Source organism: Pseudomonas sp. NPDC047961, from assembly GCF_050272435.1.
Classification (GTDB): Bacteria; Pseudomonadota; Gammaproteobacteria; order Pseudomonadales; family Pseudomonadaceae; genus Stutzerimonas.
In genome coordinates this window covers 744,854-760,274 of record NZ_JBNNMD010000002.1, presented here as the reverse complement: position 1 = coordinate 760,274, position 15,421 = coordinate 744,854, and the positions used below count along the sequence as shown (strand labels likewise).

Annotated in this window: 13 protein-coding genes; 11 read left to right on the top strand and 2 right to left on the bottom strand. The window is 61.0% G+C overall.

Going from position 1 to position 15,421, the window contains the following annotated elements; translation table 11 throughout:
- The first annotated feature begins 136 nt into the window (after nt 1–136).
- The 6 genes from ACQKIK_RS09675 to gcvP all read left to right on the top strand — a co-directional run bounded on the left by ACQKIK_RS09675 (nt 137) and on the right by gcvP (nt 8,894).
- The gene (locus tag ACQKIK_RS09675; protein WP_499135738.1) at nt 137–1,357 is read left to right on the top strand and encodes a 2-octaprenyl-3-methyl-6-methoxy-1,4-benzoquinol hydroxylase; all 1,221 of its coding nucleotides are present in this window, start codon (nt 137–139) and stop codon (nt 1,355–1,357) included.
- A 101-nt stretch (nt 1,358–1,458) separates the two neighbouring features.
- The gene (locus ACQKIK_RS09670; protein WP_064480891.1) at nt 1,459–2,460 is read left to right on the top strand and encodes an extracellular solute-binding protein; all 1,002 of its coding nucleotides are present in this window, start codon (nt 1,459–1,461) and stop codon (nt 2,458–2,460) included.
- Between the two features lie 144 nt (nt 2,461–2,604).
- The gene (locus ACQKIK_RS09665) at nt 2,605–4,221 is read left to right on the top strand and encodes an ABC transporter permease (RefSeq protein ID WP_046161531.1); all 1,617 of its coding nucleotides are present in this window, start codon (nt 2,605–2,607) and stop codon (nt 4,219–4,221) included.
- 137 nt (nt 4,222–4,358) lie between these two features.
- Nucleotides 4,359–5,441, top strand: a complete 1,083-nt coding sequence (gene gcvT / locus ACQKIK_RS09660) for a glycine cleavage system aminomethyltransferase GcvT (protein ID WP_499135737.1) — start codon at nt 4,359–4,361, stop codon at nt 5,439–5,441.
- Nucleotides 5,442–5,521: 80 nt separating this feature from the next.
- The gene (gcvH, locus tag ACQKIK_RS09655) at nt 5,522–5,911 is read left to right on the top strand and encodes a glycine cleavage system protein GcvH (RefSeq protein WP_499135736.1); all 390 of its coding nucleotides are present in this window, start codon (nt 5,522–5,524) and stop codon (nt 5,909–5,911) included.
- Nucleotides 5,912–6,017: 106 nt separating this feature from the next.
- Entirely contained in the window at nt 6,018–8,894 is a 2,877-nt protein-coding gene (gene gcvP / locus ACQKIK_RS09650) for an aminomethyl-transferring glycine dehydrogenase (protein WP_499135734.1), read from the top strand.
- Between the two features lie 57 nt (nt 8,895–8,951).
- Here gcvP and yihA read toward each other — a convergent pair whose 3' ends face one another.
- The gene (gene yihA / locus ACQKIK_RS09645; protein ID WP_499135732.1) at nt 8,952–9,614 is read right to left on the bottom strand and encodes a ribosome biogenesis GTP-binding protein YihA/YsxC; all 663 of its coding nucleotides are present in this window, start codon (nt 9,612–9,614) and stop codon (nt 8,952–8,954) included.
- Nucleotides 9,615–9,891: 277 nt separating this feature from the next.
- Here yihA and ACQKIK_RS09640 point away from each other — a divergent pair, with 277 nt between their 5' ends.
- The 5 genes from ACQKIK_RS09640 (at nt 9,892) to ACQKIK_RS09620 (ending at nt 14,994) form a co-directional block, all read left to right on the top strand.
- Nucleotides 9,892–10,524, top strand: coding sequence for a c-type cytochrome (locus ACQKIK_RS09640; protein WP_045423511.1), 633 nt, complete (start codon nt 9,892–9,894; stop codon nt 10,522–10,524).
- A 181-nt stretch (nt 10,525–10,705) separates the two neighbouring features.
- On the top strand, nt 10,706–11,335 hold the full coding sequence (locus tag ACQKIK_RS09635; RefSeq protein WP_499135730.1) for a thiol:disulfide interchange protein DsbA/DsbL: 630 nt from the start codon (nt 10,706–10,708) through the stop codon (nt 11,333–11,335).
- A 6-nt stretch (nt 11,336–11,341) separates the two neighbouring features.
- Nucleotides 11,342–12,211 (top strand): endonuclease/exonuclease/phosphatase family protein, encoded by an 870-nt coding sequence (locus tag ACQKIK_RS09630; RefSeq protein ID WP_046161534.1) that lies wholly within the window; start codon nt 11,342–11,344, stop codon nt 12,209–12,211.
- On the top strand, nt 12,211–14,067 hold the full coding sequence (locus ACQKIK_RS09625) for a GGDEF domain-containing protein (RefSeq protein WP_499135728.1): 1,857 nt from the start codon (nt 12,211–12,213) through the stop codon (nt 14,065–14,067). The genes ACQKIK_RS09630 and ACQKIK_RS09625 overlap by 1 nt, the downstream gene beginning before the upstream one ends.
- A 150-nt stretch (nt 14,068–14,217) precedes the next feature.
- Nucleotides 14,218–14,994 carry an N-acetylmuramoyl-L-alanine amidase gene (locus ACQKIK_RS09620; protein WP_064480887.1) on the top strand — a complete coding sequence of 259 codons (777 nt, stop codon included), beginning with the start codon at nt 14,218–14,220 and terminating at the stop codon, nt 14,992–14,994.
- A 9-nt stretch (nt 14,995–15,003) separates the two neighbouring features.
- Here the strand turns inward: ACQKIK_RS09620 and ACQKIK_RS09615 are convergent, their stop codons facing one another.
- Complete coding sequence (locus tag ACQKIK_RS09615) at nt 15,004–15,411, bottom strand: DUF1330 domain-containing protein (RefSeq protein WP_241529513.1); 408 nt, start codon at nt 15,409–15,411, stop codon at nt 15,004–15,006.
- Between the last annotated feature and the right edge of the window lie 10 nt (nt 15,412–15,421).

Sequence of the window (15,421 nt, the reverse complement as noted above, 5' to 3'; positions counted from 1 at the left end):
GGGCGTGTTGAATGCTCCGCCGATGCGGGACTAGTAGCTGCCACGCTGAGCCGTAAGGCACGATGCTCGAGCGAGCGTTAGCGCAGTCGAGCGGACCTACCAAATTTGCAGGCTAGGCGAACAGGAGAGAGCAGTAATGCAAGCGGACCTCATCATCGTTGGCGCTGGGATGGTTGGCAGTACCTTGGCCCTGGCCCTGCAGGACTCCGGCCTCACCATCAAACTGGTCGACGGCGGACCGCTGGAAGTGCAGCCGTTCAAACCCTCGGACTCTTTCGAGCCTCGCGTCAGTGCCCTGTCGGCTGCCAGTCAGCGGATTCTTCAGCGTGTGGGCGCCTGGCAGGGGATTGTCGGTCGACGCGCTAGTCCCTATCTGGACATGCACGTGTGGGATGGCTCCGGCACTGGCCATATCGATTTCTCCGCGGCCGCGGTGCATGCCGATGTATTGGGTCACATCGTCGAGAATCGTGTCGTGCAGGATGCTCTGCTGGAGGCGCTGAAGAGCCGTGGTTCGGTTGAACTCAAGGGCAACGCCCGTCTTGAGCAGCTGCAGCAGAACGATAACGGTTGGACGCTGACGATGGATGACGGTCAGCAGCTGAGCGCCGGACTTATAGTCGCTGCCGACGGTGCCAACTCTACGGTCCGCCAACTGGCCGGCTGCGAAACCCGCGAGTGGGATTATCTGCATCACGCCATAGTCACCAGCGTGCGCTGTGTTGAGCCGAACCAGCAGGCTGCGTGGCAGCGCTTCACCGACGAAGGACCGCTGGCATTCCTGCCCTTACAGCGGGAGGGCGACGCCCATTGGTGCTCCATCGTCTGGTCTGTCACGGAGGCCGAGGCGCAGCGGCTGATGGCGCTGGACGATGATGCGTTTTGTCAGGCGCTTGGTCGCGCCTTCGAATATCGCTTGGGTGAAATAGTCGAGGCCGATCCGCGCTTATGCATCCCGCTGCGCCAACGCCATGCAAAGCGTTACGTACAGCCCGGGTTGGCATTGATTGGCGACGCTGCTCACACCATTCATCCGTTGGCCGGGCAGGGCGTCAACCTGGGGTTGCTCGACGCAGCGGTGCTTGCAGAAGTGATCCAGCGCGCGGTATCGCGTGGTGTTCGGCTGGGTGACCCGTGGGTGTTGGGGCGGTTCGAGCGGCGTCGGATGCCCCATAACCTGGCCATGATGGCGGCAATGGAGGGGTTCGAGCGCTTATTCCAAGCCGACCCACTGCCGCTGCGTTGGTTGCGCAATGCCGGGTTGAAAGGTGTTCAGGCTCTGCCCGCAGCCAAAGCGCTGTTCGTTCGCCAAGCGCTGGGCTTGAGCGGAGATATGCCGGAGCTGGCTAGGCTCTGATCGGTTAGGGGCCTGCCGCTGGATGCGCGAATTGTCGCGTTGAGAAAGTAAATGACATTCACTACTATTCAGCCTCTTGAACAAATCTAAGAGGCTGATCCATGCAGGCAAGCAAAGGTTTACTCGCCGTTCTCGCGCTCACCGCGCTGTCGAGTGCTGTACAGGCTGCCGAAGAAGTAGTGGTCTACTCTTCGCGGATCGATGAGCTGATCAAGCCGGTTTTCGATGCGTACACTGCCAAGACCGGCGTCAACGTCAAGTTCATCACGGACAAAGAAGCGCCGCTGATGGCCCGCATCAAGGCCGAAGGCGAAAACACGCCGGCGGATCTGCTCCTGACGGTAGATGGTGGCAACCTCTGGCAGGCCGAGCAGATGGGCATCCTGCAGCCGATGAACTCGGCGGTAGTTAACGACAACATCCCTTCGCAGTACCGCTCCTCCACTGATGGCTGGACGGGTTTGTCGCTGCGGGCGCGGACCATCGTTTATTCACCCGAGCGTGTGGAAGAGGGTGAGCTGACGACCTACGAAGCCCTGGCCGACAAGAACTGGGAAGGCCGTCTGTGCCTGCGGACCAGCAAGAAGGTTTATAACCAGTCCCTGACCGCTACCCTGATCGAAACCCATGGCGCCGAGAAGACAGAAGAAATCATCAAGGGTTGGGTCAATAACCTTGCTACAGACGTGTTTGCCGACGACACCGCGTTGGTTCAGGCAATCGATGCCGGTCAGTGTGATGTAGGTATCGTCAACACTTACTACTACGGCCGCCTGCACGCGCAAAACCCGGATCTGAAAGCCAAGCTTTTCTGGCCGAATCAGAATGGTCGCGGTGTACACGTCAACCTGTCGGGCATCGGCCTGACCAAGCATGCGCCGCACCCCGAGGCTGCACGTAAGCTGGTCGAGTGGATGACCACCCCCGAAGCGCAAAGCATCTTTGCCGATATCAACATGGAGTTTCCGGCGAATCCCGAGGTGAAGTCTTCGGCTGAGGTTTCTGCTTGGGGTGATTTCAAGGCGGACACTATCCCGGTTGAAGTTGCCGGCAAGCGCCAGGCTGAAGCGATCATGCTGATGGACCGCGCTGGTTGGCGATAAGCAGCTTTCGGCTGGCCGCCTAGGCGGCCAGCCAGGCTCCGTTCATTCTGAACGCCTGGTTTTGCAGTCTGCAGTTTGCAGCTACGGCTATAATCGACGCCCCCGCATGCCGGGGGCGTCGTCTTTTCTGCTTTTGAGGCTTGCGTGTCCCACCCCGTCGAGCGCCGCTGGTATCCCATCACTTTCGCAGTTGCCGCGCTGGTATTGCTGCCGCTGAGCGTCCTGCTGTTCAGTTGGAGCGATATCGACACCAGCATTTGGTCACATCTCTGGCAGACCCAGCTGCCGCGTTTGCTGGGCAATACGTTAACGCTGGTTCTAGGTGTTTCGGTGGGTGTGACCGTGCTTGGGGTCAGCCTGGCCTGGTTGACTTCGTTGTGTGAGTTCCCGGGGCGGCGCTGGCTGGATTGGGCGCTGATGCTGCCTTTTGCCATTCCCGCCTATGTGCTGGCGTTCGTGTTCATCGGGCTACTCGATTTTGCCGGGCCGGTGCAAACACTGGCTCGGGAGTGGTTCGGCAGTGGGGTGCGCTTTCCGCGGGTCCGGTCTACCGGCGGTGTCATCACCGTACTGGTGCTGGTTTTCTATCCTTATGTCTATCTGCTTGCTCGCTCAGCCTTCATTGCTCAAGGCAAAGGGCTGATGGAGGCCGCGCGGGTTCTGGGCAAGTCGCCCTGGAAAGCGTTCTGGACCGTTGCTTTACCAATGGCGCGACCGGCAATCGGTGCCGGGTTGGCTTTGGCATTGATGGAAACACTTGCCGATTTCGGCGCTGTGGCGGTTTTCAATTTCGACACATTTACCACCGCGATATACAAGACCTGGTATGGGTTCTTCAGTCTCACCAGCGCCACTCAGCTGGCCAGCTTGTTGCTGTTGGCGGTGATGCTGGTGCTCTATGGCGAGCGCCGTGCGCGTGGGGCAGCCCGGCCCGCCAATGATCGGGCGCGCTCGGCGGTGCTTTATCGGCTTCGTGGCGTCAAGGCCCTGGCCGCCAGTAGTTGGTGTGGCCTGGTGTTTCTTTGTGCCTTCGTCATACCCGTACTGCAGTTGCTGGTCTGGCTCTGGCAGCGTGGGCGCTTCGATCTCGATGAGCGTTACACTGGCTTGATCCTGCATACCCTTTATCTGGGCGGCATGGCGGCGCTGATCACAGTGACTGTGGCGCTGTTGCTGGCTTTCGCCCGACGCCAGGCACCGCTGCGTCCGATAAAGATGGCAGTTGGGTTGGCGAATCTCGGTTACGCGCTGCCGGGGTCGGTGCTGGCCGTGTCGATCATGCTTGCGTTCAGCTACCTCGACCGCGAATTGGTTGTGCCGCTGTCCGGCTGGCTCGGCGGCGCTGGCAAACCGATCCTGTTGGGAAGCCTCGGCGCATTGCTCCTGGCTTACCTGATTCGGTTCATGGCGGTGGCGTTCGGGCCGCTGGAAAGCGCGCTGGCGCGGATTCGGCCTTCTCTGCCGCAGGCCTCGCGCAGCCTTGGCGTGGGCGGGCCGGCACTGTTCTTCAGGGTCTACCTGCCGTTGTTATTGCCCGGAACACTGAGTGCCGCGCTGTTGGTGTTCGTCGATGTACTGAAAGAAATGCCTGCCACGCTCCTTATGAGACCGTTCGGTTGGGACACCCTGTCGGTGAGGATCTTCGAGATGACCAGCGAAGGCGAGTGGGCGCGTGCCGCGCTGCCTGCGCTGACGTTGGTGCTGGTCGGGCTGTTGCCGGTCATCTTGCTGATCCGTCGCTCAGCCCGGCGAGTCGGCTAAGCGCTCCATCGCCTCGCAGTGACCTGTCACGACCTTGAGGCTACAATGCGCGCCATCCAAAAATCGTCGGGCCTACTGCCCGGCTCTAATAAGCTCTACCCACGCCGCTTCGGCGACCTGCCCGGAAGGAGAAACCCATGGGTCAGCGTACTCCCCTCTACGATCAGCACCTCGCACTCGGCGCCAAGATGGTCGATTTCGGCGGCTGGGACATGCCGCTGCATTACGGCTCCCAGGTAGAAGAACATCATCAGGTGCGCCGCGATTGCGGGGTGTTCGACGTCTCCCACATGACGGTGGTGGACGTCCGGGGGGCAGATGCAAAGGCCTATCTCCAGCGCCTGCTGGCCAACGACGTAGACCGTCTCGGGCAGGTCGGCAAAGCACTCTATACGGCCATGCTCAACGAGCGTGGCGGCGTGGTGGACGACCTCATCGTTTATCTCGCCGAAGAGGGTTATCGGCTTGTGGTCAACGCCAGCACCCGCGACAAGGATCTGGCGTGGATGCAGGCGCAGGCTGAGGGGTTTACGGTTGAAGTGACCGAGCGGCCCGAGCTGGCGATGCTGGCCGTCCAGGGCCCCCATGCGCGGGCGCGCACCGCTGAATTGGTCAGTCAGGCTCGAGCGGCATTGATCCACGAGCTCAAGCCCTTCAACGGCCGTGCCGCAGGGGATTGGTTCATTGGTCGCACCGGCTATACCGGTGAGGACGGCCTGGAAATCATCCTGCCGGCCGAGCAGGCTCCCGATTTTCTCAGCGAGCTGGTCGGCGCCGGCATCCCGCCGATCGGGCTGGGTGCGCGTGACACATTGCGCCTCGAGGCGGGCCTTAATCTCTATGGCCAGGATATGACCGAGGATGTCTCGCCGCTGCAGGCCAATATGGGCTGGACCGTGGCGTGGCAGCCGGTCGAGCGTGACTTCATCGGCCGCAGCGCGCTCGAGGCCCAGAAAGCACAAAGTGATCTGCCGAAACTGGTAGGGCTGGTGCTCGAGGAGCGTGGCGTGCTGCGAGCCCATCAGATCGTGCGCGTCAACGGCATGGGCGAAGGAGAGATCACCAGCGGTAGTTTTTCGCCTACGCTTGGCAAAGCCATTGCGCTCGCGCGTGTTCCGGCCGGGACGGCTGATCGTGCCGAAGTAGAAATCCGTGGCAAGTGGTATCCCGTGCGCGTGGTGCAGCCGACTTTCGTGCGTCACGGCAAAGTACTGGTGTAAATTCGGCCTACTGCAATTTTGCAACGGGCCGCAGAGCCTGCTTCGTGCCCGCAACCGACAGCTTTTTTGAGGACCTACGAATGAGCGACATCCCCAGCGATCTGCGTTACGCCGCCAGCCACGAGTGGGCCCGTCTCGAAGCCGACGGTAGTGTTAGCGTCGGTATCTCCGACCATGCCCAGGAAGCGCTGGGCGATGTGGTGTATGTGGAGCTGCCGGAGATCGGCCAGCAGCTGACTGCAGGGCAACAAGCGGGTGTGGTGGAGTCGGTAAAGGCCGCTTCGGACATTTACGCGCCAATTTCCGGGGAGGTGGTCTCGATCAACGAGCAACTCACCGATTCGCCGGAAAACGTCAACAGCAAGCCCTATGGCAGCTGGTTCTTCCGGATTCAGCCGAGCGATGCCTCGCAACTGGAAAAGCTGCTCGATGCAGAGGGTTACAAGGCCTCCTGCGACGCCGAAGCCTAAGCGATCAAATCCAAAAGCTCCGCAATGCAGGCGTGTGAAAACCGAGCGAAGTCGGATTTCATAGCAGTCCGCGTATCGGGGCTTTCCTTTTTCGAGAGAAGCAGTGATGTCTCAAGTGCCGCGCCTTTCCCAGCTCCAGCAACCTGACGCCTTTTTGCGTCGCCATCTTGGCCCTGATGCGGGTGAACAACAGGCCATGCTCGATGCGCTCGGCTTGTCCAGCCGTGAAGAGCTGGTCAAGCAGACCGTGCCGCCGGCGATTCGCCTGCAAGGTGACCTGGCGCTGCCGGCCGCGCTGGATGAACAGGAAGCACTGGCGCGCTTGCGAGGCTACGCGGAACAGAACCAGCTCTGGACCAGCCTGATCGGTATGGGCTACCACGGCACCATCACGCCGCCCGTAATTTTGCGCAACGTCTTGGAAAACCCGGGCTGGTATACCGCTTATACGCCTTATCAACCTGAGATTGCCCAGGGTCGTCTGGAGGCGCTGCTGAATTTCCAGCAACTGACCATCGACCTCACCGGGCTCGATCTGGCCAACGCCTCGCTACTCGACGAAGCCACAGCCGCAGCGGAAGCCATGACCCTGGCGCGGCGGATGGCCAAGAGCAAGAGCAACTGCTTCTTCGTTGATGAAAACTGCCACCCGCAAACGCTCTCTGTGGTGCAGACGCGTGCTGACGCCTTTGGTTTCGATCTAGTGGTCGGTGCGCTTGAGGACATCGCTGGGCAGGAAGTATTTGGTGCGCTGCTTCAATACCCCGACACTCATGGCGAAATTCGCGATCTGCGACCGGCGATCGAGGCGCTCCACGCCAAGCAAGCCCTGGCATGCGTCGCGGCGGACCTGCTCAGCCTGCTGCTGCTGACGCCGCCTGGCGAACTCGGCGCGGATGTGGTGCTCGGTTCAACCCAGCGTTTTGGCGTACCGATGGGCTACGGCGGTCCCCACGCCGCCTATTTCGCTACCCGCGACGCCTTCAAGCGCGCCATGCCCGGCCGTATCATCGGCGTGTCCAAGGATGCGCGCGGCAACACGGCGCTGCGCATGGCGCTGCAAACGCGCGAACAGCATATTCGTCGCGAGAAAGCCAATTCCAACATCTGTACCGCGCAGGTGCTTCTAGCCAACATCGCCAGCTGTTATGCCGTCTACCACGGTCCAGAAGGGCTCAAGCGCATCGCTCAGCGCACCCATCGGCTGACCTCGATCCTGGCCAGCGCGCTGGAAATGAAGGGCATCAAGCGCACCAACCAGCATTTCTTCGACACGCTGACGCTTGAGGTGGGCGGCGCACAGACGGCGATCCTCGAAAGTGCTCGCGCGGCGCAGATCAATCTGCGCATCCTCGGTCGCGGCAAGCTAGGTGTAAGCCTCGACGAGACCTGTAACGAGCAGACCGTGGAACAGCTTCTGGCGGTGTTCCTCGGTGCCGATCACGGACTGAACATCGCGACGCTGGACGCGGGTGAAATCCTCAGCGGCATCCCGAACGAACTGCAGCGCAGCAGCGCTTATCTGTCTCACCCGGTGTTCAACACCCACCACAGCGAAACCGAGATGCTGCGTTACCTTAAGCAGCTGGAGAACAAGGACCTGGCATTGAACCAGGCGATGATCCCGCTCGGTTCCTGCACCATGAAGCTGAACGCCACCAGCGAGATGATCCCGATTACATGGCCGGAGTTCGCCAACCTGCATCCGTTCGCACCGCAGGAGCAGGCTCAGGGCTACAAGCTCATGATCGATGAACTGGAAGCTTGGCTTTGTGCGATCACTGGCTTCGACGCGATCTCGATGCAGCCCAACTCAGGCGCCCAGGGCGAATACGCCGGTCTGGTCGCGATCCGCAAGTATCACGAGAGCCGCGGCGAGGGCCAGCGTGACATCTGCCTGATTCCATCTTCGGCCCACGGCACCAACCCTGCGTCGGCGCAGATGGTCAGCATGCGAGTAGTAATCGTCGACTGCGACAAGGCGGGGAACGTAGATCTCGAGGACCTCAAACGCAAGGCCGCCGAGGCGGGTGACAAGCTGTCCTGCCTGATGATCACCTATCCGTCGACTCATGGTGTCTACGAAGAAGGCGTTCGGGAGATCTGCGAAGCGATTCATGCGCAGGGCGGCCAGGTGTACATGGACGGCGCCAACCTCAATGCCCAGGTCGGTCTGGCGCGTCCAGCCGATATCGGCGCGGACGTTTCGCACATGAACTTGCATAAAACGTTCTGCATCCCGCATGGCGGTGGCGGCCCAGGCATGGGGCCGATCGGTATCAAGGCGCACCTGCAGCCTTTCGTTGCGAACCATCCGGTGATCGAGCTGCAAGGCCCGAATCCGGAAAACGGCGCGGTCAGCGCTGCGCCTTGGGGAAGTGCCAGCATTCTACCGATCAGCTGGATGTACATCGCCATGATGGGGCCGCAGCTGCGCGACGCCACCGAGGTTGCGATTCTCAGTGCTAACTACCTGGCGATGCGTCTCGGCGAGGCCTTCCCGGTCCTCTACAGCGGCCGCAACGGCCGTGTAGCACACGAATGCATCATCGATCTGCGGCCGCTCAAGGCGCAGACCGGCATCACCGAGGAGGACGTCGCCAAGCGGCTGATCGATTATGGCTTCCATGCGCCGACCATGTCTTTCCCGGTGCCCGGCACGTTGATGATCGAGCCTACCGAGAGCGAGTCTAAAGCCGAGCTGGATCGTTTCGTCGAAGCGATGCTGAGCATTCGTGCTGAGATCGACAAGGTGGAAAGCGGTGGGTGGCCTGCCGAGGACAACCCGCTGGTACGCGCTCCGCATACGCTGGCCGACGTTACCAACCTGTGGGATCGTCCATACAGCATTGCCGAAGGCGTGACGCCGAGCGCCCACACTCAGGCGCACAAGTACTGGCCCGCGGTGAATAGGGTCGACAATGTTTTTGGGGACCGCAACCTGTTCTGTGCCTGCGTGCCGGTCGAGGATTACCGCGAGTAGTGCAGCTCCGCCCGTTCTGACCCTTGGGTGAGAGCGGGCGAAGTCTCTACCGAAAATTCAGCTTTCTTGCGAAGGCTCGTCGAGAGCCTCATCGCTATCTTCGCCAATCATCCCCAGCAGTTGCGCCAGCACCAGCTGGGCTTCTTCCACGCCCTGCCGCTTCGGCGCTGAGAACAGCTGTACGCTGACCCCATCTCCCCACCCCTTGCGGATGTCGCGCTGTATCGCCAGCAGCGCGTTTTTGGCTGCGCCGAAGGCAAGCTTGTCTGATTTGGTCAGCAAGATGTGTAGCGGCATCTCGCTGGCGTTGGACCAGTCGAGCATCATGCGGTCGAATTCGGTCAGCGGATGGCGAATGTCCATCATCAAGAACACCCCAGCGAGACTCTCGCGGCTGCTCAGGTAGGCTTCCAAATGGCGCTGCCAATGCTGCTTCAGGGGAATCGGCACTTTTGCATAGCCGTAGCCGGGAAGATCAACCAGGCGATGGTGTTCATCGAGACTGAAGAAGTTCAACAGTTGGGTGCGCCCGGGTGTCTTCGACGTGCGGGCGAGACTGGCATGGGTGAGCGTGTTCAGCGCACTGGACTTGCCCGCGTTCGAGCGACCGGCGAAAGCGACTTCCAGGCCCTCGTCAGCCGGGCATTGATCGACCTTGGCGGCACTGGTCATGAACGTGGCTTGCTGGCAGAGGCCTAGAATCGGGTTTTTTGGGAGCATGGGCTTTCCGGTGAGTGCGCGGGGTGCGGCAATGGTTCATTTCCGTTTCAGGAGCGCCAGTATATAATGCCGCAGATTTTGTGTGCGCTTTGGTCTAAAAACGAGCCCGAGTAGCCGCTCTGCTAGCCGCTTTCGGCGACCGACCGGAAGCGAACAAGGCGTTGCTCAAGCGACAAGTCAGAGGTCACCCTGTTTATAACGAGCGTCGCCATGGCCCTAAGCGGTCGGACTGCCGAATAAGATTTCTTTAAACCCTTAGCCGTAGTTGGATGAGCTGATGAACAAAGTACTCGTGAGTCTGCTGTTGACCCTTGGCATCACCGGTATCGCCCACGCGGCTGGAAATGCAGAAGCAGGAAAAGAAAAGGTCGCCGTCTGTGGTGCTTGCCACGGTGCCGACGGAAACAGTGCCGCACCGAACTTCCCGAAACTCGCAGGCCAGGGCCCGAACTATCTGTTCAAGCAGCTGCAGGATATCAAGGCGGGCAGCAGCCCCACAGCCGAGCCTGGCGTCGGTCGCAAGGTGCTGGAAATGACCGGTATTCTCGATCCCTACAGCGATCAGGACCTCCAGGACATGGCCGCCTATTTCGCCAGCCAGAAGATGACGATCGGCACGGCCGACCCGGCTCTGGTCGCTCAGGGTGAGCAGCTTTTCCGCGGCGGCAAGCTGGAGCAGGGCATGCCGGCTTGCTCCGGTTGCCACGCGCCGGACGGCGTAGGCAACAACCTGGCGCGTTTCCCACGTTTGGGCGGTCAGCACGCGGCCTATACGGCCAAGCAGCTCACCGATTTCCGCGAAGGCGATCGCACCAACGATGGCGACGCGGCCATCATGCGCACCATCGCGTCGAAGCTGAGCAACAAAGACATCCAGGCACTGTCGAGCTACATCCAAGGCCTGCACTGATCGTTTTCCGATCAGCCTAAAAGGGGCGTTCAGGGCATGAGCCTGAACGCCTTTTTTTGTTTTCGGCCTCGCTATAATGATTGTCAAGATATTGAAAAGCGGCGGAAAGCGCTGGCGAGCAAACATGAATTGCTGCAGCCTGTGGCGCTATCGGTTAGCCGTTCATTACAAGGGAGTCATCATGCGTAAACTCGTCCTCAGTGCCCTTCTCGTTACCGCCAGTCTGTTCGGCTTTTCAGCCAGTGCGGCAGATTTCCAAGAAGGAAAGGAATACGTCGAGCTGAAGAATCCGGTCCCGGTTGCCGAGCCGGACAAGATCGAGGTGGTCGAGCTGTTCTGGTATGGCTGCCCGCATTGCTACCAGTTCGAGCCGGTGATCAATCCATGGATCAAGCAACTGCCTGACGATGTCGATTTCAAGCGCATCCCGGCGATGTTTGGTGGCGTCTGGAACACGCACGGGCAGATGTTCCTCGCGCTGGAGTCCATGGGCGTCGAGCAGAAAGTCCATGACGCGGTATTCAACGCTTATCACCGAGACGGTAACAAGCTCGACACGCCGGAAAAGATGGCGGAGCTCCTCGAGGGGCAGGGTGTCGACAAGCAAGCTTTCCTGAAGGCTTATAACTCCTTTGGCGTGAAGAGCCGTGCCGAGCAGGCAAAGAAGCTGGCGATGGCTTACCAGATCACTGGTGTTCCGGTGATGATCGTCAACGGTAAGTACCGTTTCGATATCGGATCTGCGGGTGGCCCGGAGCGGGCACTGGATGTTGCTGACTTCCTCATCGAAAAAGAACGCGCGGCCCGGTAAGCACGCGTGCTTCGTCGCTGGAGCTCACCACGCCTGGCCGGCCCCGGACAGGCGCAGGTCAATCCGCTTTGCCTGGACTCCAGCGGCCTGCCCTGTAATGGCCGGTTGCGTCTGTTGAGTTTCAACATTCAGGTCGGAATCAGCACCGAGCGCTATCACCATTACCTCACCCGTAGCTGGCAGCACTTGCTGCCACACACCGGACGCGCACGGAACTTACAGCGAATCGGCGACTTGCTCGCCAACTACGATCTCGTGGCGCTGCAAGAAGCGGACGGCGGCAGCATGCGATCGGGCTATGTCAATCAAGTCGAGCATCTTGCGCAGCTCGGCGCTTTTCCGTACTGGTACCAGCAGCTCAATCGTAACCTGGGACGCTTCGCTCAGCACAGCAACGGCGTGCTGAGTCGACTGGAACCGCAGGGGCTGGAAGACCATCCGTTGCCAGGGCCATCCGGCCGTGGCGCGATTCTGCTCCGCTTTGGCCAGGGTGAGAATGCCCTTGTCGTCGTGGTGATGCATCTGGCGCTTGGCGGTGGCGCACGCACTCGCCAACTGGCGTATATCCGCGACTTGATTGGTGGCTACCGCCATCAGATTCTGATGGGCGACATGAATACCCATGCCAGCGATCTGCTGGAGCACTCACCCCTGCGTGATCTTGGCCTGCAAGCACCACAGATCGAGGCGACGTTTCCCAGCTGGCGTCCGCAACGCTGCCTGGACCACATTCTGCTGAGCCCCAGCCTGACGCTCGAGCGTGTCGATGTGCTGGCCCAGGCAACTTCGGACCACCTACCGGTCGCGGTGGAGATCCGCCTGCCTGACGCGCTGCACAATGCTGACGCACTGCCTGTACCTACGGATAGGACCTGATGAGCGACGACGCGCAACGCTGGAAAGACAAATATCTGCACCAGTTGGAACAGCAGGAGCAGCTCGAAGGGCGCTGGAATACGCGGCTGGATCTGCTGCGGCGCAGTCTGGTGCGCAGCAGTTTTGCGGTGGACGGTGCCGATCCGGCGGTTGAGCGCTGCATGCGTGAGCTACGTGATGTGCTGCGCGACGATGTGCAGGATGACCGTCTGGGTGCGCTGGTCCCGCGGCTCGAGCGCGCGGTCCTCGACACTGAGCGCACTAAACAGGAGCGCCTCGAGCGATTGACCGAGGCGCTCGACCGGCTGGCCTCGCAATTGCTCGAGCTGCGGCTACCCAACGAAATCCGCAAGCCGTTGAAGCAGTTTTCACGGCAGCTTGCTAAGCGAGCGGCCCAATCGCGCGAGCTGCCCACGTTGTTGAGCGAGCTGGGTGAGTTACAGAGCCAGGCGCTGGCGGCTCAGCGGCCATCCGGCACCTCCAATTCGGTGGGATTACTTGGCCGTTTGTTCGGTCAGCGCGACCGCAATATTGAGGCCTTGGAAAAGCCCGACAACGATTCGCCATTGGTTACAGCTGGCCCGATGCAATCGCTGCCAGGCCAGCCGCTTTTTGATCAGGCCGAAACGCCTGAACCATTGCAGGGGTCGCACGCTCCGGATTCTGGCCCTCAGGCGGCGGACGCACCGCTGGCTGTGATCGACGTCGCGGTGCCGCATAGCGATGCGATAGCCGACGTGATACCGCCAGCATCGACGCCGGAGATCCAGTCGGCCGATCCGTATCAGTTACCGCCTTCGCCGGAGCAGGCCTACAGTGCCATTGCCGAGCGTGTCGAGTCGACACTGCTCGGTCTTCTCGAGAATCTGCGCCTGCCAGAACACCAGCAGGCGCAGGTGCAGGCTATGCGCGAGCGGATTCAGCAAGGGCTGAATTGGTATGAGCTCGTACCGGTGCTTGATGACCTGGCTCAGTTGATGCTGGCTGTGGCTGACCAAGGGCAGCGAGAATTCGAGCTCTACCTGAGTCTGCTCAACGAGCGTCTGGCCACCATGCAGGACAGTCTCGGCGCGGCCCGCGAAGGGCACGTGCAGAGCAAGGAAACCGCCCAGGCGCTTGACGAAGAGCTGCGCCAGCAAGTCGGTGGTCTGCAAGACAGCGTGCTCGGCGCCAAGGACCTGCCGAGCCTGAAGCAGACTGTTCAGGCTCGGTTGGATGGGTTACTCGAAACCGTCGACGCGTATCAGCGTCAGCGTAGCGACCATGAACAGGCCTTGAGCGATCGCCTAAGCACTCTGGTCGAGCGGGTGGCAAGCCTTGAGCAGGCCGCAACGGGGATGCGCGAGCACCTCGAAGAGCAGCGGCAGAAGGCCCTGCAGGATCCGCTTACCAGCTTGCCTAACCGAGCCGCCTGGGATGAGCGCCTGGAGCTCGAGGTCGCACGTCAGCAACGCTACGGTGGTCAGCTGCTGCTCGCGGTTCTGGACGTCGATCATTTCAAGCGTATCAACGACAGTTTCGGCCATCTGGCTGGTGATCGAGTGCTGAAGATCATTGCCAACGAGCTGCGTAAGCGGCTGCGCAAGACCGATTTTATAGCCCGTTTCGGTGGCGAAGAGTTCGCGCTGTTGCTGCCCGAGACGCCCGCCGCGGCGGGGCTTAAGCTGCTCGATAACCTGCGTACAGGTATCGAAAGCTGTCCGTTCCACTTCAAGGGCGCTCGTATCCAGGTGACCCTGTCTGGGGGGCTTGCAAGCTTCGCTGCAGTCGATCGAGCCGAGCAGGTGTTCGAGCGCGCCGACCGAGCCCTATACCGGGCGAAGGATTCCGGTCGCAACCGTATCGAAGCGGACTGACCGACCGCGCTGGGAGCCCAAGGGTCACCCCAGTACAATTGCCTTCTATGCGATGGCGCCGACTCTCTCGGCGTTTCTCTGCGGGCCGCTGCTCGGTCCGATCGACTTGTCCCAAGTCTGCGTCATCACGCTGTCGACCAGAGGTCCCGTATGAAAAGTTTGATCCTCGCCTTGTTTGGCCTATTGCTCGCCGGCTGCGCCAGCGGTCCGCGTATCGATACCCGTCATACATCGCTGGGGCAGGACAGCCGGGCGCAGTTTATCGTTCTGCATTACACCTCGAGTGACCTGCAGCGTTCGCTCGACATTCTCAAGGGCGACGGCGTCAGCAGCCACTACCTAATCGGTGAGGCGCCCGCGACCATCTACCGTCTGGTCGATGAAGATCGTCGTGCCTGGCATGCTGGCGAAAGCCAATGGAACGGACGTACCTGGCTTAACTCCAGCTCCATTGGCATCGAGCTGGTTAACCGCGGTTATATCGAAAGCGCCGAGGGGCGTCTCTGGTATCCCTACTCCGATGAGCAGATTGACGCTCTGATCGTGCTGCTCAAGGACATCATGCAGCGCCGCGGTCTGAAGCCTGGCGCGATCATCGGGCACAGTGACATTGCCCCGCAGCGCAAGGTCGACCCGGGCCCGCTGTTTCCCTGGAAGCGGCTGGCGGACGCCGGTCTGGTGCCCTGGCCTGACGCCCAAGCCGTAGCGCGCCAGCGCAGCCTGTTTGCGACGGCAATACCGGATGTGGCCTGGTTCCAAGCGCAGTTGGCGGAGCAGGGTTACAAGGTGCCCGATCACGGCTATCTCGATCTGGAAACCCGAAACGTCATTGCCGCGTTCCAGATGAAATACCGTCCGGCGCGCTTCGATGGCGAACCGGACGCTGAAACCGCAGCGCTGCTCGCGGTGCTGAACGCAGCAGGCTGAGGCTTCGGCTCAGCTGCGAGGGTTACAGCCGATCAGCCTCGAGTCGGCGAGTGCTGCGGTACGGTGGATCGTGGCGGCGCGGTATTCCGGGTCCGCCAGCATTGCCAGAAAGGCTTCAGGCGAGGGATAGCGCACCAGCAGCACCTCGTCCCAATGCTCCTGTTCCGGCGCAATCAGCGCGACGCGGGCGTTGGCCATGATCTCCACGTCGCCACCGGCTGAGCGTACCTTCTTGATGGCGGTGCGGCTGTAGACTGCATAGGCTTCCCTGCCGGAACAAGGCGGGTGACCGCTTTCGGCAGGGTAGGCGGCTTGATCGTTAAAGCGCAGCAAGTTGAGCATGAGGATCGGCTCGTTGGCGGGCATCTGCTCGGCGAAGCGCTTCAGCTGGTCTTGGCTGGGGTTGAGGCTGGGCATGGTGGCTCCT

Bases quoted from the DNA above. Each gene is read 5' to 3' on its own strand.
- yihA (WP_499135732.1), bottom strand. From the start codon at position 9,614: ATGCTCCCAAAAAACCCGATTCTAGGCCTCTGCCAGCAAGCCACGTTC.
- ACQKIK_RS09615 (WP_241529513.1), bottom strand. From the start codon at position 15,411: ATGCCCAGCCTCAACCCCAGCCAAGACCAGCTGAAGCGCTTCGCCGAG.
- gcvP (WP_499135734.1), top strand. From the start codon at position 6,018: ATGTCTCAAGTGCCGCGCCTTTCCCAGCTCCAGCAACCTGACGCCTTT.
- gcvT (WP_499135737.1), top strand. From the start codon at position 4,359: ATGGGTCAGCGTACTCCCCTCTACGATCAGCACCTCGCACTCGGCGCC.
- ACQKIK_RS09640 (WP_045423511.1), top strand. From the start codon at position 9,892: ATGAACAAAGTACTCGTGAGTCTGCTGTTGACCCTTGGCATCACCGGT.
- gcvH (WP_499135736.1), top strand. From the start codon at position 5,522: ATGAGCGACATCCCCAGCGATCTGCGTTACGCCGCCAGCCACGAGTGG.
- ACQKIK_RS09675 (WP_499135738.1), top strand. From the start codon at position 137: ATGCAAGCGGACCTCATCATCGTTGGCGCTGGGATGGTTGGCAGTACC.
- ACQKIK_RS09625 (WP_499135728.1), top strand. From the start codon at position 12,211: ATGAGCGACGACGCGCAACGCTGGAAAGACAAATATCTGCACCAGTTG.
- ACQKIK_RS09620 (WP_064480887.1), top strand. From the start codon at position 14,218: ATGAAAAGTTTGATCCTCGCCTTGTTTGGCCTATTGCTCGCCGGCTGC.
- ACQKIK_RS09635 (WP_499135730.1), top strand. From the start codon at position 10,706: ATGCGTAAACTCGTCCTCAGTGCCCTTCTCGTTACCGCCAGTCTGTTC.
- ACQKIK_RS09670 (WP_064480891.1), top strand. From the start codon at position 1,459: ATGCAGGCAAGCAAAGGTTTACTCGCCGTTCTCGCGCTCACCGCGCTG.